Raw genomic sequence first — 26932 nt, forward strand, 5'->3', positions numbered from 1 at the left:
TGATTGAGTGAATTAGCGAATGACTGAATGTTAACAGCTATTGTTAGATAAGGTTTACAGCGAATAAAATTAACTCACTCCTTCACTCCTTCACTCATTCAATAATTCAAAATTAAACAATGTCTGTAATTTTAGCCATAGAGTCTTCTTGCGATGATACCTCCGCAGCGGTTTGTGTTGATGGAAAGGTGTTGAGCAATGTTATTGCCAACCAGGCCATTCACCAGGCTTACGGCGGTGTTGTCCCCGAGCTTGCCTCAAGGGTTCATCAGCAAAACATTGTTCCGGCTGTACAACAGGCATTATTAAACGCAAAAGTAAACAAAAATGATATTGATGCGGTAGCTTTTACACGCGGACCGGGACTTTTAGGCTCTTTACTTGTAGGCGTATCATTTGCAAAAGCTTTCGCGCTGGCCAAAAACATCCCGCTTATTGAGGTTAACCACATGCAGGCGCACGTTTTGGCGCATTTTATTGGTGATGAAAAACCTTCGTTTCCTTTCCTGTGCTTAACGGTTTCGGGCGGGCATACGCAGATCGTGTTGGTGAAGGATTATTTTGATATGGAAGTAGTGGGCCAAACGCTTGACGATGCAGCCGGCGAAGCCATGGACAAAACCAGTAAAATACTGGGCCTGCCTTATCCTGGCGGACCGCTCATCGACAAGCACGCGCGCCTGGGTGACCGTACCAAATATCAATTCCCCGAACCGCAAATACCCGGTTTTGATTTCAGCTTTAGCGGCTTGAAAACATCCATACTGTATTTCATTCGCGATAACGTGGCCAAAAACCCAACGTTTATTGAAGATAATATTGATGATATTTGCGCATCGGTTGAATATCGTATAGCAACCATACTGCTAAACAAGCTTAAAAAAGCTGCCTTGCAATATGGCATTAAAGACATAGCCATGGCAGGCGGCGTATCCGCCAATACAGGTTTACGTAACGGCTTAAAAGAACTATGCGAAAAGCAAGGATGGAATTGTTTTATCCCGCCAATGCAATACTGTACAGACAATGCCGGCATGATTGCCATTGCCGGCTATCATAAATTTTTAAAAGGCGAATTTACCGGGCAGGATGTAACCCCGCTGGCAAGGATGCCTTTTTAGTCGATAGTCCATGGTCGATAGTCCATGGTGTTTTTATAATAAAAATTAATAAAGTTCTACCATGGTCTATCGACTATGGACACAACAACCAACATATATGTCAGCTCCATCACTAATCTTCTGGGCAATATTTGTACTGCCGCTTATCGGCTTTTTAATTTGGGTAATGCGCCAGGATAAGCGCAAAGGCAGCTTTGGCCTTATTGTGCTGGCTGTTATTGTTATTGTGTGTCTGGCTTATATGCGCTGGAATAAGCTGATATAGCGCTTTTGAATATCGAACACTTGATGTCGAATATCCAACACCGAAGTTAATTATTCCATTCCCTTCGATATTCAGTATTCTTCGATGTTCGATATTCACTCTTTCTTATTCTTTCGTGGAAAGTGTATACTCGTATCGCCACGTAACCAACGTTGCTTAAGATTCAGGCTTCCCGGCACACCACTAACTGTTCTTGGGGTGGTTGTTTTTCGGGTGGGCTTAACATCCATATTCGCTCTTACCGCAGTAGTTTTAGTTTTTCGTGCTGGCCTCAGCGTATCTATCCTTCCCGGTATGGTTTTACTTTTGCGGGTAAAACGGATGCTGGTATCGCCGCGTAACCAGCGTTGTTTTAGGTTAAGCGCGGTATCCCTGGTAGGGCGTGCCGTTTTGCGCAGCTTAACGCGACTTACCGTATCTCTTGCCGCAACCGCGCGCGTTTTTTGAACCCGGTGCACGGTGTCTCGTTTTGCGACTCTGGCTACTTTACGTGTTTTGCTAACGCGATGTACGGTATCTGCTATAGCGGGGTTTATTTTATGTTTTGGGCTGTTATGCTGACTAGTTGCTGTAGCCAAACTGGCTTGCCTGCTTTGGTAAACCGCCAGGGCCGTAATACCGGTGCCTAAGCTTAGTCCGGCTATCCATAACACCATAATTTTTTTTGATAGCCATACTTTAAAGTATAGCGCCAGGCCTAGTATCCCTACGGGCATAGCTATTTGTAATGTTTTTTCCATGTTGTTCCATCCCGCGGCGGCATTGGCCGGTACAGGTAATTCGTTAAACTTTTCAAGTAAGTGTGCTTGTAGCGATGATTCTTCTTTCATGATCTTACTTTATTCGTGTTAATTTTTTCGCGTAACAGTTGTTTTGCTGCCGATAGATGCCAGCGTGAGGTGCTTTGGCTGATGTTGAGCATAGTAGCGATCTCGCCATGATCAAAGCCATCCACCTCGTATAAATTAAATACCAGTTGGCTGGCCTGTGGCAACTCGCGAACGTAGCTTAGCAGATCGGCAGCGTACAGGCGGTTCAATGCATCGGGCGATAGTGGGGCTATATTATCCGTCTCGCTTATATCATCATGGTTTTGAAACCGCATTTCGCTGCGCTGCAGGTCAATGCAACTGCGTATCATAATGGCATTTATCCAGCCGGCAAGGTTTCCCTTTGCTATATCGTAACTGCTTATTTTTGTAAAAACTTTCAGGAAACCGGTGTTCAAGGCCTCTGGCACCAGTTCGTCAGATCGTAAATAGCGCATGCAAAGCCGGTACATGCCCGGGTAGTACAGCAGGTATAATTGCTGCTGTGCTTTACGCTTGTTGGCCACGCATCCGCTAATAATTACTGATAGTTCCTGATCGTTCATAAAACTGTTAACTAACCATAAATACGGCGAGGGAAATTAAAACGCTGGGTGGAAAAGGAATTTTTTATGAAGTTAATAATATCGAACGCTGAATAACGAATAATGAACACCGAAGTGATTAGAATGAAATCTGAAAAGGAGCACTGAATAATTGCTCCGTTAGGAGCAAAAGCTCGGTAGAAATTCAATATTGAGTTTGCATTCGCTCCGTAGGTGCGAAACTTATGAATAGGCACCGGGCGATGTTACGTACCTACGGCACGTAAATAAAATGGTAATGGTGTTGCTACCGAGCTTAAACTCCTACGGAGTTTGTGATAGCGTTTCAAATTTATACCCCTGCTTACTCCATTCCTCTATCGCCCCCGGCAAAACATACTCCAACCGGTCAAATGCCTTTAAGCTATCATGAAAAACAATAATGCTGCCCGGCTGGGTATGCTTAAGCACATTCTTCAGGCATTTTTCGGGATTAAGGTTAACGTCGAAATCGCCGCTCAATACATCCCACATCATAATTTTCAGATCCGGCCGGGCTTGCTTCAATAATTTTATCTGCGATTTTTTGATGCGGCCGTAGGGTGGGCGAAACAGCGGCGTATCCAATTGCTTATCCGCCAGTAAAAAATTATCCCGGTAGGTTTTATCGTCGGTTTTCCAGCCTTTAAGGTGATTATAGGTGTGATTGCCTATGGCGTGGCCATCTGCCAAAACCTGCTCAAACACATCGGGATGCTTGCGCACATTGTCGCCAATGCAAAAAAAGGTAGCTTTGGCCTGGTGTTGCTTTAAAATATTTAGAACGAATGGTGTAACAATGGGTATAGGTCCATCGTCAAAGGTCAGATAAATGCTACGGTCAATGCGCGGGGCATCCCAAATCAGTTCGGGATAACATTTTTTTAGAAGCCACGGAGTTTTAACCAGATACATTTAACAGATGTTAACTTTAGATATATAACTAATTGTTTTAAATTTAGCAGGATATCTGCCAAAGCTAACATCTGAAAACCATCAACTGAAATAAAATAGTACGGAAGCACCTATTAAATGAAACAATATATATCAGTACTTAAGCAGGCGGGCATAACGGGTATGCTGCTGTTGACTGTAGGTTTTACTGCCAACGCGCAAGAAAAAATTACCCTGCAAGGCGCGGTTGACCGTACGCTGGCTAATAACCTTAACATTAAACAATCGCTTATTAACGAAGCATTGGGCGGCGAGGACCTGCAGCAGGCTAAATATAATATGCTGCCAAGCTTAAATGCCAGCACCAATGGTGGCTATAACTTTGGTAGAACGCTGGTGCCGGGGCAGTTGCTTTATACTACAGCATCATCATTTAACGCCAGTGGTAATGCGCAAATGAATTTAACGCTTTTTCAGGGCGGGCAATTGCGTAACCAGATACTACAAAACCGTTTGCTGTTGGATGTAAACAAAAGCCAGACGGCCAAGCTTAAAAACGACTTGATACTAAACGTTGTTACCACCTACCTGCAAATATTAACAAACCAGGACCTGGTAACCGCAGCCAAACAACAGGTTGACCTGGCCAACCAAACCCTGCAACGTACGGATATTAGCTTTAAAGTGGGCAACCAAACCCTTGCCGACCTGGCACAGGCCAAAGCACAGGTATCAACCGCTACTTTAAATTTAACAACTGCTCAAAATCAACTAGATATTTCAACGCTGGTACTTAAACAGTACATGGAGATGAACCCCAACACCGAGATCAGTGTAGAGAAACCGGATATTAGCAAACTAACCAATATTAAAACCGTTTACGATGCCAACGAAGTGGTAAGAACGGCGCTGTCAATAAACCCCGACGTATTACTGGCCGAAAAGCAGGAAAAAACCTACGCACAGGCTATCAAAATAGCGAAGGGTAATTATTACCCTACCTTAAGTTTGTACGGTGGTTTGGGCTCGCAATATTCAAGCAGGTTAACTACAAGGCCGGTGGGTTTGGGTCCGCAGGTATTTCCGCAAATAGGTACGGTGCAAGGTAGCGGTGCGCAGGTAATTTCGGTAAGCCCGGTACAGCAAACCATTTTTGGCGATTACCCTGCCTGGAGCCAGATACGCGACAACTTTAACCAAAACATAGGTTTGAGTTTACAGATACCTATTTTTAACCGCTTTAATACACGTACCACGGTGCGCAAAGCGCAACTTAGTTACCAAAACGCGCAGATAGGTACGCAGCTATCAAAAAACAACCTGAGCAAAACCATTATCCAGGCAGTGCTTGATCTGAACGCTGCTGATAAGCAATATCAATCGGCCCTGCAAACTTACGAGGCTAATAAAGAAGCGCTGAATGTTACACAAGAGCGTTACAACGTTGGCCTGGTAAACTCGTTAGATTACAATACTGCTGTAACCAACCACAACAAAGCGCAAAACGATATGATACAGGCACGTTATAACGTGATATTCAGAAGCAAGATCATCGATTATTATTTAGGAAACACCATTACACTATAAAATATAAAATCCTCGTACCATCATGGGAAAGACTACAAAATATATATTAATAGGCCTGGGCGCACTGGCTTTACTTATTATAATAGGCAAGGCTACCGGCGTTATTGGTAAAAAGAAAAAAACACAGGTAGCTACCGAAAAAGCTGAAGTGCGTGATATTAGCGAAACCGTATCGGCCAGCGGCAAAATTAAACCACACGTGGAGGTTAAAATAAGCCCCGAAGTATCGGGCGAGGTGGTTGAGCTGCCTATTAAGGAAGGCGACGTGGTTAAAAAAGGCCAGCTATTGTGCCGCATCCGCCCGGATATATTGCAGTCGGGTTATGATAGGGCGGTAGCTTCGTACAACTCGCAAAAAGCTAACGTAGGTAACAGCAGCTCGATGTTAAAACAAGCCGAAGCTACGTTTAATAACCAGGAAGGTATTTACAAACGGAGCAAAGAACTGTACGACAAAAAAGTACTAACCACCGCTGAGTTCGAAAATGCTAAGGCCGCTTACGAAGGTGCGAAGGCATCGTATGAAGCTTCAAAGCAAAGTGTTATTGGCGCTAAGTTTGGCTTGGCGCAATCGCAGGCTACTGTTAAAGAGGCGCAGGATAATTTGGTGAAAACCACTATTTATGCCCCGGTTGATGGTGTGGTATCAAAACTATCTATCGAGATTGGCGAGCGCGTGTTAGGTACTGCCCAGTTTGCCGGTACCGAGATCATGACCATATCCGACCTGAGCCAGATGGACGTGAACGTTGACGTAAACGAAAATGACATCAACCGCATCAGCCTTGGCGATTCGTCAAAAATTGAGGTAGATGCCTTTCTAGGGAAAAAGTTTAATGGTGTAGTTACCGAAATTGGCAGCTCGGCCAACGTGGTTGGTACCAACGCCGACCAGGTTACTAACTTTACCGTTAAAGTACGTATCGACCCAAAATCATACACCGCGTTATTGAAGAAAGATGCGGTTAACCCATCGCCTTTCCGCCCGGGATTAACAGCTACGGTTGATATAAAAACTAATCAAACTCATGCGCTATCGGTACCTATACAATCGGTAACCACCCGCGAGGAGAAGAAAAATGAAGATAAATCGGCTCCTAAAAAAGACGCTGTAAAAACAGCCAGTACGCCTGTTGCTAAAGAGTATGTATTTGTTTTAGGTAAAGATGGTAAAGTAAAACAAACACAGGTTACCACCGGCATACAGGACGATACCAACATACAGATACTAACAGGCCTTAAAGCAGGCGATGAGGTAGTATCGGCACCATATCCGGCTATCTCCAAAACCCTGAAAGACAAAGACGAGGTTGAAAAGGTTGACAAATCAAAACTGTTTAACCCGGAAGAGAAGAAGGAAGAGTAATTTCTTGATGTGCGAATATGCGGATGTGCAGATGTGCAAATAATTAATAAAAGGCTGACCTACGGGTTGGCCTTTTTATTTTAAGCTTGTGCATACAGCCATCAAAAAAATCATCTGCATATCCGCACATCTGCATATCCGCACATTAACTCCACATCCGCATATCTGCACATCCGCACATTTTCCATACCTTTACAACTTATGCAAAAAGGCAACAAGGTATTAGTAGTTGGTGGGGGTAGCTGGGCTACAGCCAATATCAAAATGCTTACGGACAACACTACCGAAAAAGAAATTTTTTGGTGGATGCGTAACGCCGAGGCGGTTGAGCACGTGCAGAAATTCGCGCACAATCCTAATTACCTGAGTTCGGTGGAGATCAAGGTGCCGGCTGAAAATATCTCAACAGATCTGAAAAGCCTCATCGCGCAAGCTGATATTATTTTGCTTAACGTACCCGCAGCTTTTTTGAAAGACGCCCTTGAAGGTATCACGGCTGATGATCTGCGTGATAAAAAACTGGTATCAGCCATTAAAGGTATTGTGCCTGATGAAAACCAGATAGTAGGCGAGTTTTTAAACCAGCAATATGATATGGGTTTCGATAGGTTTGCCGTGATCAGCGGCCCATGCCATGCCGAAGAGGTTGCGCTGGAGAAACTATCTTACCTCACCATCGCCTCCGGCGATCCGGCCTTTGCTGGCGAATTTGCCGGCATGATCAACACCCGCTACCTTAAAACCATTGTAAGCGATGATATTTACGGTACCGAATATGCGGCCGTTCTAAAAAACATATACGCCATTGCCGGCGGTATTTGTCACGGCGTGGGCTATGGCGATAACTTCCAGGCGGTGTTGATATCAAACGCCATCCGCGAGTTAATGCGCTTTGTTGATGCCGTACATCCTATCACCCGCGATATTAAAGAATCTGCCTATCTGGGCGATCTCTTGGTGACCGCTTACTCGCAATTTAGCCGTAACCGTACCTTTGGTAACATGATAGGGAAGGGTTATACCGTAAAATCGGCACAGTTGGAGATGAACATGATTGCCGAAGGCTATTACGCCATAAATTGCCTCCACGAGGTGAATAAGCAACACAACGTTTATATGCCTATTGCCGATGCGGTTTATAATATCCTCTATCAAAAAAAATCTCCGTATCTGGAGATGAAGAAATTGGCGGAAGCGTTGAATTAACCCCATTCTATTGCGCCCTTTTTATTAGCCCCATCGGGGCTTCGTGTTTATAGTAGCCGTAAAAATGACATTAGGCTCCGTAGGTGCCTCGTGTAATTCTAACGCATGACGGAGCACCTACGGAGCTCATTGCTTGTTTGTAGATATGCTATAAACACGGCGCTCCTATGGAGCGAATTGCAGATCTATTCGCGTTTTGGCAAAAAAATTGTATTAACATCCCCGTTAATACTATTACTATGAAAAACACATTCAAAATAGGACTTCTTGTTGCTGCTATTTGCAGCGCAGGCCCGATCAATCAAACCTTCGCTCAGGAAAAGAAACCTGTAGGTAAACAAATAGAAAAAGCCGCTACAGATGTAGGCCATGCAACAGCTAAAGGCGCAAAAGCCGTGGGCAAAAAAACATCCGAATTAGCCAGCAAAGGCGCCGCTGCCGTAACCGATAAACGTTTAGAAGGCTACTGGGCTTCAACCGGCGAATTAGTATATGTTGACGAACATGGCAAATACTTTTATGTAGACAAAAAAGGTCACCGCCAGTTTATAACCAAAGCGCAGATGCGCACTAAACCATTGAAATAAAAAATGGTCAATACTACAATAAATACTACTACTATGAAAACATATGCATTAATAGCCGTACACGTTATCACAGCGGCGCTGTTGGTAAGTATGGCGTAAGTCGGAGATTAGAGGTTGGTTGATCAGTGATTGGTCAACTAGTTAGTTATATAAAGAATGTCATCTCGAGCGATAGCGAAAGATCTATACACACGCTGAGCAATCGCAAAAGCTCGTGTATAGATTTCTCCCGTTGGTCGAAATGACATTTCATTTTTAATATAACGCTGTAAAATACAAAAACCCTTCCGAGGCGATCAGAAGGGCTTTGCAAACTAAACTAAAAACTAAAAACTTATATTTTGAAGATTAAAGATTGGTTGTTAAAGATTAGTTGAATTGCTTCAGCTAATCTTTAATCTTCAATAGCTAATCTTTGCTATTAAAACCTGCGCTTACGCTCGCCACGGTCTTCACGGCGTTTGCCTGAAAAATCGCGGAAACCGCCTTCTCTGCGCTCGCCGCCGCCGGTGTTACCACCTTCGCGGTTACCACCGTCACGGCGTGGGTAGCCACCACCGTCTCTGCGATCGCCACCACGATAGCCTCCGCCATCTCTGCGATCGCCACCACGGTAACTACCACCGCCATCACGACGGCGTTCGCCGCCGCCACTACGGCTGCTGCTGGTGCCTTCGCCGGATATTTCTATCCTCACTTCGCGGCCTTTGTATTCAACACCTTTAAAGTTGTTCATTACCGTATCAACCTCGGCATGAGGTACCTCGAAGAAAGAGAAAACTCCCTTAACATCTATCTTACCTACAACACGACCGCTAATTTTTGAGTTGTTACAGATGTAACCTAACAGATCGCCACGGTTAAACTCGTCTACCGAACCTAAGTTGATAAACAAACGGGTATACTCACCACGTCCGCCACCATCACGTTGGCCACGCTCGCCGCGTTCGCCACGCTCACGGTCAAAACGGCCTTCTTCAACAGAAGCGTTCAGATCAGGCGCATTTTTGTAATAATCCAGGAAGCGGTTAAACTCTATCGAAGCAAAGCGGGTTACCAACTCTTCTTTCGACAGATCTTTAAACTCTTCCATAATACGTGGTACGTATTGTTCAATTTGTTGCTGGTTAACCTCTACATCGTGTATTTTGTGTACTATCGAGAACAGTTGTTTCTCGCATACATCAAAACCGGTAGGGATCTCGGCCTTAACAAATTTTTTGCCTATAACACGCTCAATCGAACGTATTTTACCCAGCTCTTTAGCGTTAACGATGGCAATTGATACACCTGTTTTACCGGCACGTGCAGTACGGCCGCTACGGTGGGTGTAATTCTCGATCTCATCAGGTAATGAGTAGTTAATAACGTGTGTAACGTCGTTAACGTCAATACCACGGGCAGCAACGTCGGTAGCAATTAACAATTGCAGACTGCGCTCACGATAACGTTTCATTACCTTATCGCGTTGTTGTTGCGATAGGTCGCCGTGTAACGAGTCGGCATTATAGCCGTCTTTAATCAAAGCTTCGGCAATATCCTGGGTCTCAATTTTGGTACGGCAAAAAACAATACCAAAAATGTCAGGGTTAAAATCAACAATACGTTTAAACGCGGCATATTTATCGCGGGCACGCACTACATAGTACTCGTGCTCGATATTGGCGTTGCCGGTATTTTTTTCGCCCATGGTTAACTCAAACGGGTTATCCATGTATTTTTTGGCGATGCGCCTAACTTCGCTAGGCATAGTTGCAGAAAACAGCCAGGTTTTCTTGCTGTCCGGAGTGGTTGACAGGATACTATCAATATCTTCCTGGAAGCCCATGTTCAACATTTCGTCGGCTTCATCCAGTACCACATACTTTACATTCGAAAAATCGATAGCGTTGCGGTTAATAATGTCAAGCATACGGCCCGGCGTAGCTACAACAATTTGTACACCACGGCGTATCTGACGCAGTTGGTCAGAAATACTGGCTCCTCCATAAACGGCAACAACGTGTACGTTGTTCATTTTTTTGGAGTAGTTTTTTATGTCATTAGCAATTTGCAAACAAAGTTCGCGCGTAGGGCATAAAACAAGCGCCTGTGGGTGATTTTCTTCGAAATCTAACAGTTCTAATAATGGTAGGCCAAAGGCAGCAGTCTTACCGGTCCCGGTTTGGGCTAATCCGACAAAATCGTTGCTGCCTGTTAACAATACCGGGATTGACTGTTCCTGGATTGGAGTAGGATTTTCAAATCCTAATTCAGAGATGGCATTAACAATATCATGACGGATTCCCAGATTTAAAAATGGGTTCATGATTTAAAATAACGTATTTGGCTACATCGCCAAATCGGGCGCAAAGGTAGGGTTAATTATTGGATTAAACAAGCAGGTTTTGAATAAAGTTGGAGTGTGTAAATAAATGATTAGAACGGAGTTAAGTTTAAACGGAGAATTAGACAATAGGATGATGATTTAGGGATCCAGGTGCTGATTAAGGGGGCGATAGTTGGGTAAGACCTACGAAGTTTAATTAATATCAGGTGTTAACCTATTGCGTTAAGGATGGGAGCGGATACCGGCCCTGAGCCTAAGGCCTGCAGGCGTATGAGCGTACAGCCTGGCCCGCAGGGGAACGCCCAAAAGCAAACCATGAATTTATATTACCTTGAATTTGCCCGTAAACCGACATTAACCCGAAGGCGCAAAATATTGCTTCTTTACAGCGCACAAAAAAAGCCGCCTGTTTTCACAGCCGGCTTCCCGCATTAGCGTTATTTATCAGATCAGTTAATTTATGTTAGAAAAGCCGTCCGAGTTACAGGCGGCCCGCGTTAGCGTAATCTAAACAGGTTAGTTAAACTTAAAGCCTAAGCTAATCTGTAAGGCCTGGTTACGGTACGACGGTAAAAAAGTGCTGCCGTTGGTATTGATGCCTTTAACATCAATAGCATAACGTGCATACAAATCAACATCATTACTTAAGTTAATGCCCGCCCCAACTACACCTGCAATAAAGGTGCGGCTGCCGGTATATTTATAGTGGTCCTGGTTGCTGGTAAAGTTGCCGCCAAAGTTATAGTTATTGGCTATCATGTAAGAGAATTGCGGACCTGCAAAAATGTTAATGCCGGCTACCGGCATCTTGGCCAGCAAAGGTATGTCGATATATTGCGAGCGCTGGGTAAAGTTGCCGCCTGCTGTGCTGGCGCTGTAACCTTTTTGCGAAAACAATAACTCCGAGCGGATGATCAGGCTATGGTTAATAGGATAATCTAAAGTAAAGCCGGCGTTAAAGCCACCAACCGAACCGCTGTTAAAGTTATTGCGCACACCTTGTACACCTGACAGGCCTGCGCCTACGGTAACACCAATACGTGTTTCGTAAAAATCGTCGTAATCTGTACGGGCTCCGTTAAAAAATGTTTGTGCATTTGAAGCGCCGGCTAACAATACACATATAGCTATAAGGAAAAACTTTTTCATGTGTAAATATTTAATGTTGTTGTAGTTACGTTAATTTAATCTGTACGGTTTTTAATCCGATGTGTGAGTTAATATTATATACCTGTATACGACTCTGAATATTAAAGGTTGCAACAGATTGTTATTTTAATTTATTTTTGAGCTATGAACCGGTTAACAATACGCCACATCTCGCTTTCGCTCCTTATCTCTCTTTGTATCGTCACCGGTGCATCTGCCCAACAGAAAAGTTATATTCAATTATTGGGCCAGCAGAATAAATGGGTTGATTCGGTATACCATAAGCTAACGCGAAGGCAAAAAGTTGCCCAGCTTTTTATGGTGCGGGCACACACAAATTTGGGTCAGAAGTATATTGATTCTGTAGGTAAAGTTATTCATAGTCAAGGAGTTGGCGGTGTTGTGTTCTTCCAGGGCGGGCCGGGCCGACAGGCGGTTGCGATCAATAAATATCAGCACCTGGCCAAGGTGCCCCTGCTTATTGCCCAGGATGGGGAATGGGGAATTGGGATGCGACTGGATTCCACACTTTCATACCCATACCAGATGACTTTGGGTGCCATACAGGATAACAAACTAATATACAAACTGGGCCAGCGCGTAGGCTACGAGTTTAAGCGCCTGGGCATGCAAATGAATTTTGGGCCCGTAATGGATATTAACAATAACCCCGATAACCCGGTGATCAACTACCGCTCATTCGGCGATAATAAATATAACGTAGCCCAAAAAGGTGTGGCTTATTTTAGGGGGATGCAGGATGCAGGCTTGTTAACCACCGCCAAGCACTTCCCGGGCCATGGCGACACTAATGTTGATTCGCACGTAGGTTTACCAACTTTGCCTTTTACCCGCGGCAGGTTAGATTCGTTAGAAGAATACCCGTTTAAACAGGCTGTTATGGAAGGTGTAAGCGGCATTATGGTGGCGCACATGAGCATCCCCGCGCTGGATACCACCAAAAACCTGGCATCAACGCTTTCGCGCAACATTGTAACCAAAATTTTGAAAGATACTTTGGGCTTTAAAGGTTTGGTGGTGAGCGACGGTATGGAGATGCAGGCCGTAACCAAATACTTCCCGCATGGCGAAGCCGAGCTTAAGGCATTCATGGCGGGGAATGATATCATCGAACTTTCAACCGACCTGAAAGGCTCTATCCTTAAAATAAAAAAAGCCGTACGCAAAGAACAGATAGACGAAAAGGAATTTGAGGCGAAAGTGAAAAAAGTGCTGGCCGCTAAATACTGGGCCGGTCTAAATGTTAAAAAAGACGTACCACTAAAAAATGTATTTGAGGATTTGAACAGCGCCGGTGCCAAAGAACTGATACAGGAACTAAGCGATGCCGCGGTAACCCTGCTACGGGGCGATGCGCAAACCCTGCAGCTCAACCCGCTGCTAAAAACGGCTTTGATCAGTATAGGCGTTGACAAAACCACCACCTTCCAAACCGAAATGGCCAAGTGGTATACCAACAGCACCAAATTTATTGTAAACAAAGGTACCCCCGTTGCCGAACTGAACAGCATCATAGAAACCCTTAGGCAGTACGACCAGGTTTTTGTAAGCATTCACGACACCCGTACCCGCCCCGCCAGCAAACTGGATTACAGTAACGGTGTAAAACAATTCATAGCGGCCCTGCCGGCCAACAAACCAACGGTGATGAGCGTTTTTGCCAACGCTTACACCATAGCCGGCCTGCCCGGAATAGAAAAAAGCGTGGGCCTGCTGGCCTGCTACCAAAACAGCGAGCAGTTGCAACTGTCAGCCGTAAAATCCATCACCGGCCAAATAAAACCGATGGGTCGCCTGCCGGTAAGCGTAAACGTCTTTTTCCCTACGGGGACTGGCGCGGGGTATATGCAGAGTGTGCCGTAGAGAAGAAAACCGATAATGTAGACATGCAATATTTTGCGTCTCCCACGCACTCAGGTACGTAACTCTATGGCGTGTTTTAAATGTCCTATGGAAGACACAAAGTATTGCATCTCTACAATAACGCTTTCAATTTATATTTTGATAAGCTCCGTTAGGAACATCCTGTTTATAGCAATATTTTAATATAGAATACAGGCTCCGTAGGTGCCGCCTTTGCCATTTGTTTTCATTGCTTGGTGCATTGACCCACACTAATAATCATAAACATGCTCTATCACAACCTTATCGTGAATAAGCGCCTTCAACGTGTGGCTTAAATTAGTTACCGTGGTAACCAATACGGTACGGGTTATACCCGGTTTTGTTGGTATAGGCTGCTCAAATATCACCTTAAAGCTACCCGGCTTTAATGCTTTATTGTTTAAAACTGATAGCATAATGGCTCCTGTATTACCCGCTATTTCTTCAAAATTTACGCCTTGCGCTGCATATGCCGATGCCGATTGGGCAAATAACGCATATCTAGGCAGATAGGCCAGACGTTTGCCGCCGGGCAATGTTTTTAAGCCGCTTGCCAGGCTGTTTGCTGTTGCTGATCTATCCATAACAACAGAGGTTTTTAACGATGCTTCCTCGTACGCTGATTGTGTTGCCAAGCCTATAAGCCAGCCGTAGCCGATTTTTACTAATAATTCGGTAGTTAAATAATACCGGCGCTCCAGCTTTCGCAAAAAATGGGGGCCGCCTAAACTTGTGTTCCTCCACAGATTTTTTAATTCGGTGGTAAAATTATACTGGTACCAGGGCAAAGCCTCAATAAACTTAACGTACCGGGCCTCATAATCGGCGTTAAATTTATCTTCGGTAGTCATTGTCGCATCGGTTTGGGTATTGGTTAAACGTCCTGCTACTGTTTCGTAAACCGCTTTAACACCATACTCAACAGTTGTGCTCCCTGCAATAACCCAAATCATTACATGATAGCCCGTGTTGTAGGGAAAGGTATCCTTGATCTGGTCATTCACTACACTATAGCCTCCCCACATTTGCTTAATGTGTGTGGTGTACGGAAACGTTGTTGAGGTATGCTGTTTAAAATAGTCGGCCTGCTCGGCCGGGCTAAACACCAGGAACCACTCGGGGTAGGTTAAAAAAGTTTGGTCGGGCGGGCGTGCATCCTTTGCCGGTGTTAGCGGTTCTGCATTGGTAATAAGCCACGCCTTATCAACCACTAAACCCTCACCGGCCTTAATGGTTGCCGGCTTATTGTTTTTTAGTGCGAAAGTAAGTATCGCTAACAATACCGCAACCAAGGTTAATATGCGCAGCCTTTTCATGCCTTATTTAGTAAATAACATCAAAGTATTATCCGATGGATCTTTATCCTGCAAAATGCGTTCGCCGGCATCTTTAAAACCAGCTTTCTCTATTAATGCAGCCCAATTATTGGCCGATTTGAAGTTTTTGAAATCATTGGCCTCAAATTGCCATGATTCATTCAATCCTACGTTAAAAACGGTATGCACCAGCGATACAAAGGTCGCCATTTCGGCTGTTTCCACATTATGATCGCGAATGATAAATGAGCCGCCGGGGCGCAGTATGCGGTATATAGACGCGATGAAAGTATCCAATTTATCAACAGGGCAATGGTGCAAACCGATATAGCAGGTTACTACGTCCAGGCTTTCGTTTGGTATTGCCTCGGTTATTGGCTTGTATCCTTCAATATCAATAAATGTACCCAACTTGCTTAGTTGGCCGCGCTCCATAATATCTCCCGGCGAATTGGTTGGGGCAATATCATTGATGAGATATATAGGGCCGGTAACTGTTATTTCGTTGCGCAAACGGCTAATGTAACGGCCCGTCGAACCAATTTCGGCGTACCCGTTAATTTGTTGTTTGCCATTAAGCAGTTGCAGGGTTTGGCGGGCGATCTCCTTTTTTTGTTTTTTTAAAGCAGGCAAGGCATAGGTTAACTCCGATAAAAAAGGCTTAATGCTTTTAAGCTTACTTTGTATGGCTTTGTATATTTCTTCATCGGTTTTACCGGCGGCGGTTTCATCTTTTATTAATTGATGAAATTTATCTTCGGGATATAAATGAAATATTACCTGTAAAAAGCGGTAAAACGCGTCGCTCCATTGTGTATTGTTAAATACAGCTTTAAATTCAGATGTAGTGTTAGCCATGGTTTTGCGGGGTTGATGTTTGATAATAGGTATCCCAAAAAATGTTCCTGAATTTGTATTCGGGGTCTAATTTTGCTTTCAGGGCGAAAAGTTTTTTGGCGTTAGGATAAGCACTATGAAATTGTTGCGCGGTAGCGTGTACCTGGTATGGTAAATAGTAAGCGCCGTTTGCGGCAATTACAGCATCGGCCAGTTCACGCGTCCAAACCGCTACGGCATTTTTTGAAGCAGCATCAGTACGTTGCTTATAATAAACCACAAAAGCAAAAACTTCTTCGCGCGCCCAGGCCAGGTAAGTGCCCGGGTCGGCCTTGGCATGGCGTATTGATACATTAAGCACATTAACATTAAAGCGTATAAATATTTCGGCCATGCTTTGTTCAAACTCTTCAAAGTTGTTCACCGGCACAAAATATTCAAGCAAAACATAGGTGCTGTCAGCGCGCGATCGTGGTTCAAGTTCGGCTACATCATAGCCTGCTTCGTAGTTGCGCCAGTGTATTTTCTTACCCCTGAATAACAAAGGGTCTATCAAAAATTCGCGGCGCCATTTGCCCAGCGGCGTTTCTGTAAACGACCATAAAAAGTACCGCTCCAGCGGGTACGATTCTTTAAGAGGCATTAAGCGCGTTTTAACAGTTGGTTTCTCATCGGTCTCCATCCAGCTTACTGCACGTAGGCGTTTGTAGCGTGGCGGATAGATGTCGCCGTTGTGAAAAACAACCCGCTCATTATTCCTGATGTTGTTAAAAAAGTATTCCTTATACTCTTCTATCCTCATTTTTTTATCCATGCGCTTTATCGCGAGGTTGTCGGCCAGTTGCAGTTGCACCCGGGCAATAATGCCAATGCCATTATAGCCACCAATGGCGCCAAAAAACATTTCCGTGTTTTGCGTAAGGCTGGCTTGTATTAATTTCCCATCGGGCAAAACAAGGTCAATATATTTTACCGATAGCACCACCGGGCCCATGCCCATGTACCTGCCATGCGCGTTAACACTAAGCGCCCCACCCACGGTAAAGTTGGCATAGGTTTGCATAATTTTTATACTCAGGTTGTGCGGGTCAATATATTGTTGAATATCGCACCAGCGTATACCGGCTTCAACGGTAATTAATTTTTCGGCAACCGAGAAGTCAAGCACCCTATTCAAGCGTCGCATATCAATATGCAGGCTATGCGGGCTTGCCGTTTGGCCCCCCATGCTAAACCGTCCACCGCCAACAGATATTGCTCCCTTGGTATTATGCACAATTTCGCACAATTCTTCTACCGTTTGCGGGCGTTCAATTTTATTAACAAATACCGGGTTTAGCCTCGTAACGTCGTCAATAATACGTTCGTCGGTTTTAAGATGGGCAATTTCCCGGCCCTCGTCATTTTTTAAATAATCTGGCGCCGATCCGGGTACGCTGCCGTAGCCATTATCGGTATAGTTGCCTTTTTTAAAGCCAAGTCGCCATATAAGCCACAAGGGCCCGGCAACGGGTATTAAAATAGCCAGCAACCAATAGCCCGAATAGTTTTGATCATGCAGGCGTTTGGTTGAAGTACATATGATTGCCCAAAATAATACAGGGTAAAGTATAAAGGTTGAAGCCTCGCCAATGGCGAAAAGCAACAGGTTATACAGCACGTAAAACGCGCACCAATAAAATAACGAGGCAAGCCAGTAGCTGCCTTTTGAAAGGCGACCGTTAAAAGTAAACAGCAAGTAACTTACCGGCAGCTTTTGTTTAAGGCGCATAGGCATTGATGTATGGTAGCGCAACTAAGATATAGTTTTATGATCTATACGCCAATTTTAAAACGGTGTACTGGCAAATAGGTGCCAAAAAAAGCTAATACCAAAGGTGCAGCACGTAAAATCATCGAAATATTAATTATTTGATAATGAATGCTGTAGCGCGCTACACCAGGTGTAGCACTGTAGCGCGCTACGCATACAGCGCTACACTGCGCCTTATCAGCCCCGCTTAAATTGTTTAAAAATGAGGCCGCGTTATGGACCTCGGTTTTCCTATCTTTACTCATCTATGATGAATCCCAATCCGCATAAGTATAACGTTAAATTTCAGGAAGCATTAGCCGGTTTAAACCCCGAACAATTAGCCGCCGTTAACAAAATGGATGGCCCGGTGCTGGTAATTGCCGGTCCCGGTACCGGTAAAACGCAGATATTGGCCGCCCGGATCGGCAAAATATTAACCGACACCGATGCCCTGGCCAGCGAGATATTGTGTTTAACCTATACCGATGCAGGCGCGGTAGCCATGCGCAAGCGTTTGTTCGAGTTTATCGGGCCCGATGCGTATCGTATCCATATCTATACCTTCCATGCGTTTTGTAACGAGGTTATCCAGGAAAACCTGGAGTATTTTGGCAAGTTGAATCTGGAGCCGCTGTCAGATCTGGAATCGGCTATGTTGTTTCGCGAGTTAGTAGACGAAATGCCCAACGACCACCAGTTGAAGCGCTTCACCGGTGATATATATTACGATGTACCAAGGCTGAAAAGCCTCTTCTCCACCATGAAGCGCGAAAACTGGGACGAAGCATTTATAGAACGCGCCATTAACGAATATCTGGAGGACCTGCCCAACCGCGAAGCCTTCATTTACAAACGCGCCAATCCCGCCAAAGGCATCGCCATAGGCGACCCGAAGCAGAAGGATATTGACGAGGCGGCAGACAAAATGAAAAAGCTGCTGGCCGCCGTAGCCGAGTATGGTCGTTACGATGCCAAAATGAAAGCCCGCAACCGGTACGATTATGATGACATGATCATTTGGGTACTCAAAGCCTTCCGCGAAAATGAGGAGATATTGCGCCGTTACCAGGAGCGCTATCATTATATATTGGTAGATGAGTTTCAGGACACCAGCGGCTCGCAGAATGAGCTGCTCAAATTCTTGCTCAACTATTGGGAAACCCCTAATGTGTTTGTGGTGGGCGATGATGACCAGTCGATATTCAAATTCCAAGGTGCCAACATGAAGAACATTTTGGATTTTGCCAATGATTATGTGAGCACCCTATCCACCGTAGTGCTGAAGCATAATTACCGCTCAAATCAGCACATCCTGGATATTTCCAAAGCCCTCATCAACCGCAATAACGAGCGGTTGACCAAGCAGTTGCAGTTGGACAAGGATCTGCGCTCGTCGCACCCAAGGTTCAGCGACTTGACCATACAACCCACCATCCGCCAGTACGAAAACCCCGATCAGGAACTGGTTGATGTGGCCATCAGCATCAAAAAGCTGGTAGCCAAAGGCGTGCCGCCCGGCGAAATTGCGGTCATATATCGCAACCACAGCCAGGTAGATGATCTGATCCAGTTCCTCGACGCGCAGAAAATTGCCTTAAACACCCGTCGCAAAATTGATATCCTGACCATACCCTTTGGCGAAAAAATTATCAATATCCTGCGTTACCTGGCCATGGAGCTTGACTCGCCCTGGAGTGGGGATGAGTTGCTGTTTGAGATCATGCACTATGATTTTTTCAAAATAGCGCCTATAGAAATTGCCAAGGCCAGCATCGCGGTAGCTAAGGATAATTTTGGTACGGCGGCCAACAATCAGCCTAAAACCTCATTGCGCAGGTATATCCATGAAATGCGTACGCCGGCCCAGGTTGGCCTGTTTGACGCGCCGCCCAATACAGAGATGAAATATCTTATCAGCAATATCGATTTGTTGCTAACGGAGGCATTGAGCGTTACCCTGCAGCAGTTGTTTCAGCAGGTTATTAGCAAAATGGGGATATTGCGCTATATCATGCATCAACAGGATAAGGGTGTGTTTATGCAGATATTGACCAACTTCTTTGACTTCCTGAAAGATGAAAGCCGCAAGAATCCCGAGATCAAGCTGGCCGATTTCCTGAAAACCATCGACACGATGAAGGAGCACAATATCCGCCTGGATCTGAACCAGATCATCTTCTCGGATAATGGAATTAACTTCCTAACGGCCCATGGTTCAAAAGGGTTGGAGTATGAGCATGTATTCTTCATTGGCTGCGATAAGCGTACCTGGGACAGCAAGGGCCGTAACAGCGGTTTCAGCTATCCCGACACCCTGACCCAGGCCGCTGCCGATGATATTGCCCAGCAGGAGGAAGCCCGTCGTTTATTTTATGTGGCGCTTACGCGGGCCAAGCAATGCCTTAATATATCCTACGCCGGCAAAGGCAAAAATGGTAAAGACCAGGAAGCATCGCAGTTTATTGGTGAGATACTGGCCGAAACCGACATGATGGTGGAGCATCCAAACGTTAGCGAAGCTGATATGCTGGAGTTTTACGCCACCCAGTTCAGCGAGGCGGATAAGCCTAAGGTTGAGCTGCTGGATACCAATTACATCAACCAGTTACTGCAAAATTATACGCTGTCGGTAACGCATTTGAATAATTATTTGGATTGCCCGCTGCGGTTCTATTTTCAGTGTTTGATCAGGGTGCCTTCCGGTAAAAGTCCGTCGGCTACGTTTGGGCAGGCGGTGCATTGGGCGCTTAACAAAGCTTTCAGGTGGTTAAAGGACGATGATGATAACTTCCCGACCACCGAGCAATTCATGAAAGAGTTTAAGTGGTACATGTATCGCAACCGCGACTCGTTTACCAAAGAGGAATTTAAACTACGCGTTGATTACGGCGACAAAATACTTCCACCATACTACGAGCAAAATATCCATATATGGAACAAAGTGGCGCTCACCGAAAAAGGCATCAAAAATATAGAAATACAGGGCGTGCCGATAAAAGGTAACCTGGACAAAATTGAGTTTGAAGGCAAGCAAGCCACCATTGTCGACTATAAAACCGGTAAACTCAAAAACGCCAAAGACAAACTAAACGGTCCAAGCGAGGGCAAACCCGAAGGAGGCGATTACTGGCGCCAGGCGGTATTTTACAAAATATTGGTTGATAACGACCACACCAACGATTGGGAAGCAACCTCAACCATATTTGAGTTTGTGGAGCCGGTAAGCGAAGGCGAATATCATAAAGAAAAGATCGTTATTCGCCCGGAAGATATTGAGTTGGTAACAGAGCAGATCACTTCGGTTTACCAAAAAATACAGGCGCATGATTTCAATACAGGTTGCGGTAAGAAGGAATGCGACTGGTGCCATTTCGTCCGCAGTAATTTCACGCAGGTTGATGATATGCTGACTGTGGCGGGGGATGAGGAAGAGTAACAATGTTTGAAAAACCATGCGCGTGAGGTGTCATGCTGAGGCACTCGAAGCATGAGCGCAAAGGCCAATAACGAGTTTATAGACCGATGATGAAACAATATTATGTTTATATTCTGAAATGTGCCGATGATTCGTATTACACCGGAGTAACCAATGATTTGGACAGGCGAGTGTGGGAACATGAAACCGGCTTTAACCCCAATTGCTATACCTGCAAAAGAAGGCCGCTTAAGCTAGTATTTCAAGAAAGATTTACCGATATTACACAGGCAATTGCTTTTGAGAAACAGGTAAAAGGCTGGACTCGCAAAAAGAAAGAGGCGATAATAAGAGGGGATTGGGATGCGTTACCAGACTTATCGCAAAGGCATGGTTGAGAGGCCCGACGCGCATGCTTCGAGTGCCTCAGCATGACACCCTTTTTAATTTGATTTTATGAAACACCTCAAACTCCTCATCCTATTATTCCTAGCATCCCCAACCCTCGCTCAAACCACTATCCGCCAGGACGCGGCTATTAAGCAGATGGTTGACGACGTCTCCTCAAAAAACATTGAAGCCATCGTGCGTAAGCTGGTAAGCTTTAAAACCCGCCATACGCTGAGCGACACCACCAGCAAAACCGAAGGCATTGGCGCCGCCCGTAACTGGATAAAAAGCGAGATGGAGAAATACGCCGCCGCGTCAAACGGACGCATGAAGGTGGAATTTGATAGCTTTATCCAACCAGCAGGCGGGCGCATTGATAAGCCAACGGTATTGAAAAATGTATTGGCCATATTAAAAGGCACTGACCCTACAGATACCCGCATTTATGTAGTATCCGGTCATTATGATTCGCGGGTTACGGATGTGATGAATGCTAAAGGTGTTGCGCCGGGAGCTGTTGATGATGCATCGGGAACGGCGGTTTCTATGGAGATTTGCAGGGTGATGGCATCGCGATCATTCCCGGCTACTATTATATTTATGGCGGTGCCGGGCGAGGAGCAGGGTTTGAATGGATCGGCGCATATTGCTAAGCGTGCTAAGGATGAAAAATGGAACGTGGATGCTATGCTGAACAATGATATTGTTGGCAATACCTACGGACAAGACAATGGACTTAAAGACAATACCCACGTACGCGTCTTCAGCGAGGGCGTACCCTCAATCAACGCTGTTTTGCGTGGCGATACTACGCGCAGGGTAGCCACGGCTATCAGTAGTTTGATCGGTAATGGCGGCGAATCTGACAGCCCATCGCGCCAGCTGGCCCGTTATACTAAGGAAGTTGCCGAACGCTATGTTGATCACCTGGATGTGAAACTCATCTACCGCCGCGACCGTTTTCTGCGTGGCGGCGATCAAACTTCGTTTCAGCTCAATGGCTTTACCGCGGTGCGTTTAACCGAAATGAATGAAGATTTTGTACGCCAACACCAGGACCTGCGCACCGAAAAAGATATTAAATACGGCGATTTGCCCGAGTATGCCGACTACAGCTATATCCAAAAAGTAGCCCGCATGAATTTATCTGTACTGGCTAACCTGGCCACCGCGCCGGCCGCGCCCGAAAATGTGGGCGTTACCACATCTGGCCTCACCAATAATACTACCTTAAAGTGGCAGACCCCAAAAACGGGAAAAAAACCGGTAGGGTATTATATTTTAATGAGGGAAACTATTAGTCCGTATTGGGAGAAGAAGATCTATGTAACCGGTAATGAAACTACGCTGGGTTATTCAAAAGATAACTATTTTTTCGCCGTGCAATCGGTTGACGAGGCAGGGCATGAAAGTTTGCCTATATTTCCGAAACCGGTAAGATAGTCTTGAGTCCGGAGTCTTAAGTCCAAAGTCGACTTTCGACTCAAGACTAATGACTTTCGACTAAAAACTATTTCACACTCTTCCGCTGCACAATATAAAAGCCCGCTATAAAAACTACTGTTGATACTGCGAGGCTGATCCAAACATCCTGCGTAAAAATATCAACTACTATTTTTGATGGCGGCATACCTTTAGTGCGCGGAAACATACTTTGCAGGGCAAGCATAGGGTGTGCGTAAGGGATAGTATACGCATATTTCCAGCCGCCGCCGGCCGCTATAGCACCAGTTAAAAAAAACAAGAAGCCAACGCCCATCGGCTTTAAAAAATCGGCCCAAAGCAAGCTCAATAAAAATTGTATAGATAGGATGCCCAGGGCAGAAAGGAATAGCTTAAAATATATTTGAATTAAGGTCCATTCAGGATGATAATCGGCAAAGCGTAATTCTTTCGGTTTTAAGAGGCCCAGCAAATCACCAAAGCCTATGGTGAACAAGGCAAAAAGCATCATCGCCGTAAAAACTAAAAACAACGCGTAAACAAATTTGGCCGAGTAAACCGACCATTTGGGAATGGGTAAACTAAACAGTGTTTTCCAGGTATCGGCCTTATGTTCAATAGCATTTACCGAGTAGCCGATGAATATCACAAACATGGGTAGCAGCAAGCCGCCCATTATATTTAGGGCCAGGCCTGCAAAGCGCATCCACATCATCATGCCCGGTGTGCCTATCATTTTTTCGGCCTGGCTATAGTAACCTATAGATATAAACAGTGTTAACAGGAAGGGCAACAATATGGCCGCCCAAAAACCTAAAGTTTTGCGGCTTTTATAAAATTCTGATCGTAAGGATAGTACAAAGCCTTTCATTTTGCCGGGGTTTGGGTAATGTCTAAAAACAATTTTTCAAGGTCTTTTTGCACTTTGTGTATGCTGTAAACGGTATGGCCGTTTTGGTTAAGCAGGGTATTTATTTCGCCCGTTTTTTGTTTGGTTTGATAAGCAACCAGCAAGCGGTCATCGTCTACTTCAACCACCTGGTGCCCGTTTTTGGTAAGCAGGTTGGCGGCATCAACCGTATTATCGGTTTCAATACGTACCGATGGCTGGCTGATAGTTTCCAGGTCTTTTATTTCGCCCTGAAACAACAATTCGCCATAATTTATAATGCCTACGTGAGTAGCCATGCGCTCAATTTCGGCCAGTAAGTGGCTTGAGATGAAAACGGTTTTACCATGATCTTTCACCAGCTTTTTCAATAACTCGCGTATTTCGATAATACCGTTGGGGTCGAGGCCGTTGGTGGGCTCGTCTAGTATCAATAGTTTAGGGTTTGATAACAGGGCCAGCGCAATACCCAGCCTCTGTTTCATCCCTAATGAGTAATTGCCGGCTTTTTTATGCTCGGCGTGTTTTAGTTGCACCAGTTCCAGCATTTCGTCAACACGCTGCGCGCTAACCTGTAGCAATATGGCGCGGTTTAACAAATTTTCTTTACCGGTAAGGTGGGCGTAAATAGCAGGTTGCTCAATGAGCGAGCCTATTTGTGAGAGTATCTGATTTCGGTTGCTTGCAAAGTCAAGGCCGAATATCTGGATGCTTCCTTCCTGCGTTTGCAGCAGGTTTAGCAGTAACTTGATGGTAGTGGTTTTCCCGGCACCGTTTGGGCCGAGAAAACCATATATACTTCCTTCCGGAACTTGTAGTGATAGTGATTTGACAACGGTTTGGTTGCCAAAATTAAAGGTTAATCCGTTGGTTTGGATTACCATGCTTTTTGCGAATTTACTGATGCTACAGTTTTAAATAAAGCCACGCCTTTAACAAACAGCGAGGTTGCTTTAACAGATGTTGTAGTTGCAGCTACTTCATCATCCTGGCTATTTTGTTCAACCTGGTAGCTAATACCCATTATTAATGCAAACATTACAGGGGCCAGTAACAGTACAAAAGGATTGGTGTTTGTAAATATCTTTTTCATTGCGATTGTTTTGATGATACAAAGGAATATCAAAAAAACGGACCGCTAAAAACATTTAGACCAACGGATTTTATTTGTAGATGAACGCCAAACCGCCTCCGCATGCCCGTTGGTCGATATTAACTGCCTGTTCATCGATGGTAAGCGCATCTACATCTAATTAAATGTGGCTAAAAAATCAAAATATTAAATTTGATGTAATGAAAAAACGCTGGTCCCTATTCTGGCACATATTTATCTGGCTATGCCTTACGGCACTTTTTGTGTTCGTAATTCATAGTAATAACAAAATGTCGCTGCACCGCATATTGGTGGTGTTTATATTGTACGGGGCTGTTAACGTTAGTCTTTTTTACCTCAACTATTTATTATTAATACCCAAACTATTAAACCGCAAGCGATATGTGTGGTATACGGTGGCGGTTTTAATAGCCACGTTTGCTTACGGCTTTGGTAAGTATGGTATAGCGGAAGTATTTCACGATGTGGTACTCAAACATAAAGAGGGTACACTTACCTTCAAGCAGTATTTTATCAGTTCGGTACTGGTTAACATTATCTTCCTGTTTTTAAGTGTGGTGCTCAAGTTTGCCAGCGACTGGTTTTTGAACGAACGTATACAACGCGACCTGGAGAACCAACGCCTAAGCGCCGAACTGGCTTTTCTTAAATCGCAGATCAATCCGCATTTCCTGTTCAACTCTTTAAACAGTATATACTCGCTGGCTTACCAGCAGTCAACCAGTACGCCGGGCGCTATTTTAAAGCTGTCGGAAATTATGCGGTACATGTTGTATGAGTGTAATGATAATAAGGTAGCGCTGGAGAAAGAGCTACAATACCTGCAAAACTATATTGATTTGCAACGCCTGCGTTTTGGCGATAAGGCCTATATTGATTTTAAAGTAAGCGGCGAAGTGGGCGATCAGCAAATTGTGCCATTATTATTAATAGCATTTATTGAAAACGCCTTTAAACACGGTGTGGCCAGCGATGATCAATCGCCCATAACCATGCTCATTACGCTTGATGGCGAGCATCTCAACTTCTTTATCCAAAACAAAAAACACACACATAACCGCGATGCTGTAGGTGGCATTGGGCTAAATAATGTGCGCCGCAGGCTTGACCTGCTTTACCCCGGCAAATATAATTTAGATATAAGGGACGAAAGTGATACCTACACTTGCGAATTATCCTTAGTTTTATAGCCATGATCAGGTGCCTTGTTGTTGATGATGAGCCTTTGGCCTTGCATATATTGGAAGACTATATTTCCAAAGTGCCTTTTTTAGAGTTGGTAAAAGCAACCACCAACCCTATTGAGGCCTTGACTATGGTGCAGGATGGCAACATAGACCTGGTTTTTCTGGATGTACAAATGCCCGAACTTACCGGCATACAGTTCCTCAAGATCGCCAACGGCAAAACAAAAGTTATATTAACAACCGCTTATTCGCAGTATGCGCTGGAAGGCTATGAGCTTGACGTAGTCGACTATTTATTGAAACCTATAGCTTTCGACCGCTTTTTTAAAGCCGTACAAAAAGCGCAGGGCATCATCAAACCGGCAACAACACCGGCCACTACGCCAGAGCCTGTGCAAGTACAGCAGCAACAGCATGATTTTTTAAGCGATTTTATCTTCGTTAAAAGCGAACACAAAATACAAAAGGTATACCTGCACCAGATATTGTTTATAGAAGGACTGAAGGATTATATCTCCATCTTCACCACAGGAGAGCGCATCATCACGCTGCAAAACATGAAGAAAATGGAAGATACCCTGCCGGAGAAACACTTTGTGCGGGTACACAAATCATACATCGTAGCGCTAAACAAGATAGACAGCATAGAGCGTAGTCGTATTCGTATAGGTGATAAGATCATTCCCGTAGGGGATACCTATCGCGATGAGTTTTTCAAGATCATTGACGGGAAGAACGTGTAGT

At 44.7% G+C, this 26932-nt stretch carries 23 protein-coding genes; 12 read left to right on the forward strand and 11 right to left on the reverse strand.

The window, feature by feature from the left end; translation table 11 throughout:
• Positions 1–119: 119 nt before the first annotated feature.
• Together tsaD and AC59JT_RS00530 are read left to right on the forward strand one after the other, a co-directional pair.
• The gene (gene tsaD / locus AC59JT_RS00525) at positions 120–1121 is read left to right on the forward strand and encodes a tRNA (adenosine(37)-N6)-threonylcarbamoyltransferase complex transferase subunit TsaD (RefSeq protein ID WP_497395031.1); all 1002 of its coding nucleotides are present in this window, start codon (positions 120–122) and stop codon (positions 1119–1121) included.
• 97 nt (positions 1122–1218) lie between these two features.
• Positions 1219–1386 (forward strand): hypothetical protein, encoded by a 168-nt coding sequence (locus AC59JT_RS00530; RefSeq protein ID WP_497395033.1) that lies wholly within the window; start codon positions 1219–1221, stop codon positions 1384–1386.
• A 95-nt stretch (positions 1387–1481) separates the two neighbouring features.
• On the opposite strand, the gene AC59JT_RS00535 is transcribed toward AC59JT_RS00530, so the two are convergent.
• From AC59JT_RS00535 to AC59JT_RS00545, 3 genes are all read right to left on the reverse strand, one after another.
• A complete protein-coding gene (locus AC59JT_RS00535; protein WP_497395034.1) occupies positions 1482–2216 on the reverse strand; it encodes a hypothetical protein in 735 nt (244 codons plus the stop codon).
• The gene (locus tag AC59JT_RS00540) at positions 2213–2761 is read right to left on the reverse strand and encodes an RNA polymerase sigma factor (RefSeq protein ID WP_497395036.1); all 549 of its coding nucleotides are present in this window, start codon (positions 2759–2761) and stop codon (positions 2213–2215) included. The genes AC59JT_RS00535 and AC59JT_RS00540 overlap by 4 nt, the downstream gene beginning before the upstream one ends.
• Before the next feature lie 303 nt (positions 2762–3064).
• Complete coding sequence (locus AC59JT_RS00545; protein ID WP_497395038.1) at positions 3065–3694, reverse strand: polysaccharide deacetylase family protein; 630 nt, start codon at positions 3692–3694, stop codon at positions 3065–3067.
• 117 nt (positions 3695–3811) lie between these two features.
• Between AC59JT_RS00545 and AC59JT_RS00550 the strand changes: the two genes are divergently transcribed.
• From AC59JT_RS00550 to AC59JT_RS00565, 4 genes are all read left to right on the forward strand, one after another.
• A complete protein-coding gene (locus AC59JT_RS00550; RefSeq protein WP_497395040.1) occupies positions 3812–5260 on the forward strand; it encodes a TolC family protein in 1449 nt (482 codons plus the stop codon).
• A 22-nt stretch (positions 5261–5282) separates the two neighbouring features.
• On the forward strand, positions 5283–6626 hold the full coding sequence (locus AC59JT_RS00555) for an efflux RND transporter periplasmic adaptor subunit (RefSeq protein ID WP_497395042.1): 1344 nt from the start codon (positions 5283–5285) through the stop codon (positions 6624–6626).
• 201 nt (positions 6627–6827) lie between these two features.
• Entirely contained in the window at positions 6828–7832 is a 1005-nt protein-coding gene (locus AC59JT_RS00560) for an NAD(P)H-dependent glycerol-3-phosphate dehydrogenase (RefSeq protein WP_497395044.1), read from the forward strand.
• Between the two features lie 239 nt (positions 7833–8071).
• Positions 8072–8419 (forward strand): hypothetical protein, encoded by a 348-nt coding sequence (locus AC59JT_RS00565; protein WP_497395046.1) that lies wholly within the window; start codon positions 8072–8074, stop codon positions 8417–8419.
• A 421-nt stretch (positions 8420–8840) separates the two neighbouring features.
• Here AC59JT_RS00565 and AC59JT_RS00570 read toward each other — a convergent pair whose 3' ends face one another.
• Both AC59JT_RS00570 and AC59JT_RS00575 read right to left on the reverse strand, forming a co-directional pair.
• Positions 8841–10727, reverse strand: coding sequence for a DEAD/DEAH box helicase (locus tag AC59JT_RS00570; RefSeq protein WP_497395048.1), 1887 nt, complete (start codon positions 10725–10727; stop codon positions 8841–8843).
• Between the two features lie 537 nt (positions 10728–11264).
• Positions 11265–11897 carry a porin family protein gene (locus AC59JT_RS00575; RefSeq protein WP_497395050.1) on the reverse strand — a complete coding sequence of 211 codons (633 nt, stop codon included), beginning with the start codon at positions 11895–11897 and terminating at the stop codon, positions 11265–11267.
• A gap of 144 nt (positions 11898–12041) precedes the next feature.
• On the opposite strand from AC59JT_RS00575, the gene AC59JT_RS00580 reads away from it, so the two are divergent.
• Positions 12042–13781, forward strand: a complete 1740-nt coding sequence (locus tag AC59JT_RS00580; protein WP_497395052.1) for a glycoside hydrolase family 3 protein — start codon at positions 12042–12044, stop codon at positions 13779–13781.
• Positions 13782–14032: 251 nt separating this feature from the next.
• On the opposite strand, the gene AC59JT_RS00585 is transcribed toward AC59JT_RS00580, so the two are convergent.
• Genes AC59JT_RS00585 through AC59JT_RS00595 form a run of 3 tightly spaced genes read right to left on the reverse strand, consistent with a single transcriptional unit; the run spans position 14033 to position 17726 of the window.
• Entirely contained in the window at positions 14033–15118 is a 1086-nt protein-coding gene (locus tag AC59JT_RS00585) for a hypothetical protein (RefSeq protein WP_497395054.1), read from the reverse strand.
• 3 nt (positions 15119–15121) lie between these two features.
• A complete protein-coding gene (locus AC59JT_RS00590; RefSeq protein ID WP_497395056.1) occupies positions 15122–15976 on the reverse strand; it encodes a class I SAM-dependent methyltransferase in 855 nt (284 codons plus the stop codon).
• Positions 15969–17726 carry an FAD-binding protein gene (locus AC59JT_RS00595; protein ID WP_497395058.1) on the reverse strand — a complete coding sequence of 586 codons (1758 nt, stop codon included), beginning with the start codon at positions 17724–17726 and terminating at the stop codon, positions 15969–15971. Before AC59JT_RS00595 ends, AC59JT_RS00590 begins: the two co-directional genes overlap by 8 nt.
• Before the next feature lie 289 nt (positions 17727–18015).
• Here AC59JT_RS00595 and AC59JT_RS00600 point away from each other — a divergent pair, with 289 nt between their 5' ends.
• From AC59JT_RS00600 to AC59JT_RS00610, 3 genes are all read left to right on the forward strand, one after another.
• Positions 18016–21186, forward strand: a complete 3171-nt coding sequence (locus AC59JT_RS00600) for an ATP-dependent helicase (protein ID WP_497395060.1) — start codon at positions 18016–18018, stop codon at positions 21184–21186.
• A gap of 86 nt (positions 21187–21272) precedes the next feature.
• Positions 21273–21563, forward strand: a complete 291-nt coding sequence (locus tag AC59JT_RS00605) for a GIY-YIG nuclease family protein (protein ID WP_497395062.1) — start codon at positions 21273–21275, stop codon at positions 21561–21563.
• 58 nt (positions 21564–21621) lie between these two features.
• Positions 21622–22998: a M28 family metallopeptidase gene (locus AC59JT_RS00610; protein ID WP_497395064.1), complete on the forward strand. Its 1377-nt coding sequence runs from the start codon at positions 21622–21624 to the stop codon at positions 22996–22998.
• A 67-nt stretch (positions 22999–23065) separates the two neighbouring features.
• Here AC59JT_RS00610 and AC59JT_RS00615 read toward each other — a convergent pair whose 3' ends face one another.
• The 3 genes from AC59JT_RS00615 to AC59JT_RS00625 are packed head-to-tail and all read right to left on the reverse strand — an operon-like array spanning position 23066 to position 24980.
• Positions 23066–23869, reverse strand: coding sequence for an ABC transporter permease (locus AC59JT_RS00615; protein WP_497395066.1), 804 nt, complete (start codon positions 23867–23869; stop codon positions 23066–23068).
• Positions 23866–24771 carry an ABC transporter ATP-binding protein gene (locus tag AC59JT_RS00620; RefSeq protein ID WP_497395068.1) on the reverse strand — a complete coding sequence of 302 codons (906 nt, stop codon included), beginning with the start codon at positions 24769–24771 and terminating at the stop codon, positions 23866–23868. The genes AC59JT_RS00615 and AC59JT_RS00620 overlap by 4 nt, the downstream gene beginning before the upstream one ends.
• Complete coding sequence (locus AC59JT_RS00625; RefSeq protein ID WP_497395070.1) at positions 24765–24980, reverse strand: hypothetical protein; 216 nt, start codon at positions 24978–24980, stop codon at positions 24765–24767. The genes AC59JT_RS00620 and AC59JT_RS00625 overlap by 7 nt, the downstream gene beginning before the upstream one ends.
• A gap of 200 nt (positions 24981–25180) precedes the next feature.
• Between AC59JT_RS00625 and AC59JT_RS00630 the strand changes: the two genes are divergently transcribed.
• The gene (locus AC59JT_RS00630; protein ID WP_497395072.1) at positions 25181–26191 is read left to right on the forward strand and encodes a sensor histidine kinase; all 1011 of its coding nucleotides are present in this window, start codon (positions 25181–25183) and stop codon (positions 26189–26191) included.
• A gap of 2 nt (positions 26192–26193) precedes the next feature.
• Entirely contained in the window at positions 26194–26931 is a 738-nt protein-coding gene (locus AC59JT_RS00635) for a LytR/AlgR family response regulator transcription factor (RefSeq protein ID WP_497395074.1), read from the forward strand.
• The last annotated feature ends 1 nt before the right edge of the window (position 26932 follow it).

It is taken from the genome of Mucilaginibacter sp. A3364 (assembly GCF_059690715.1).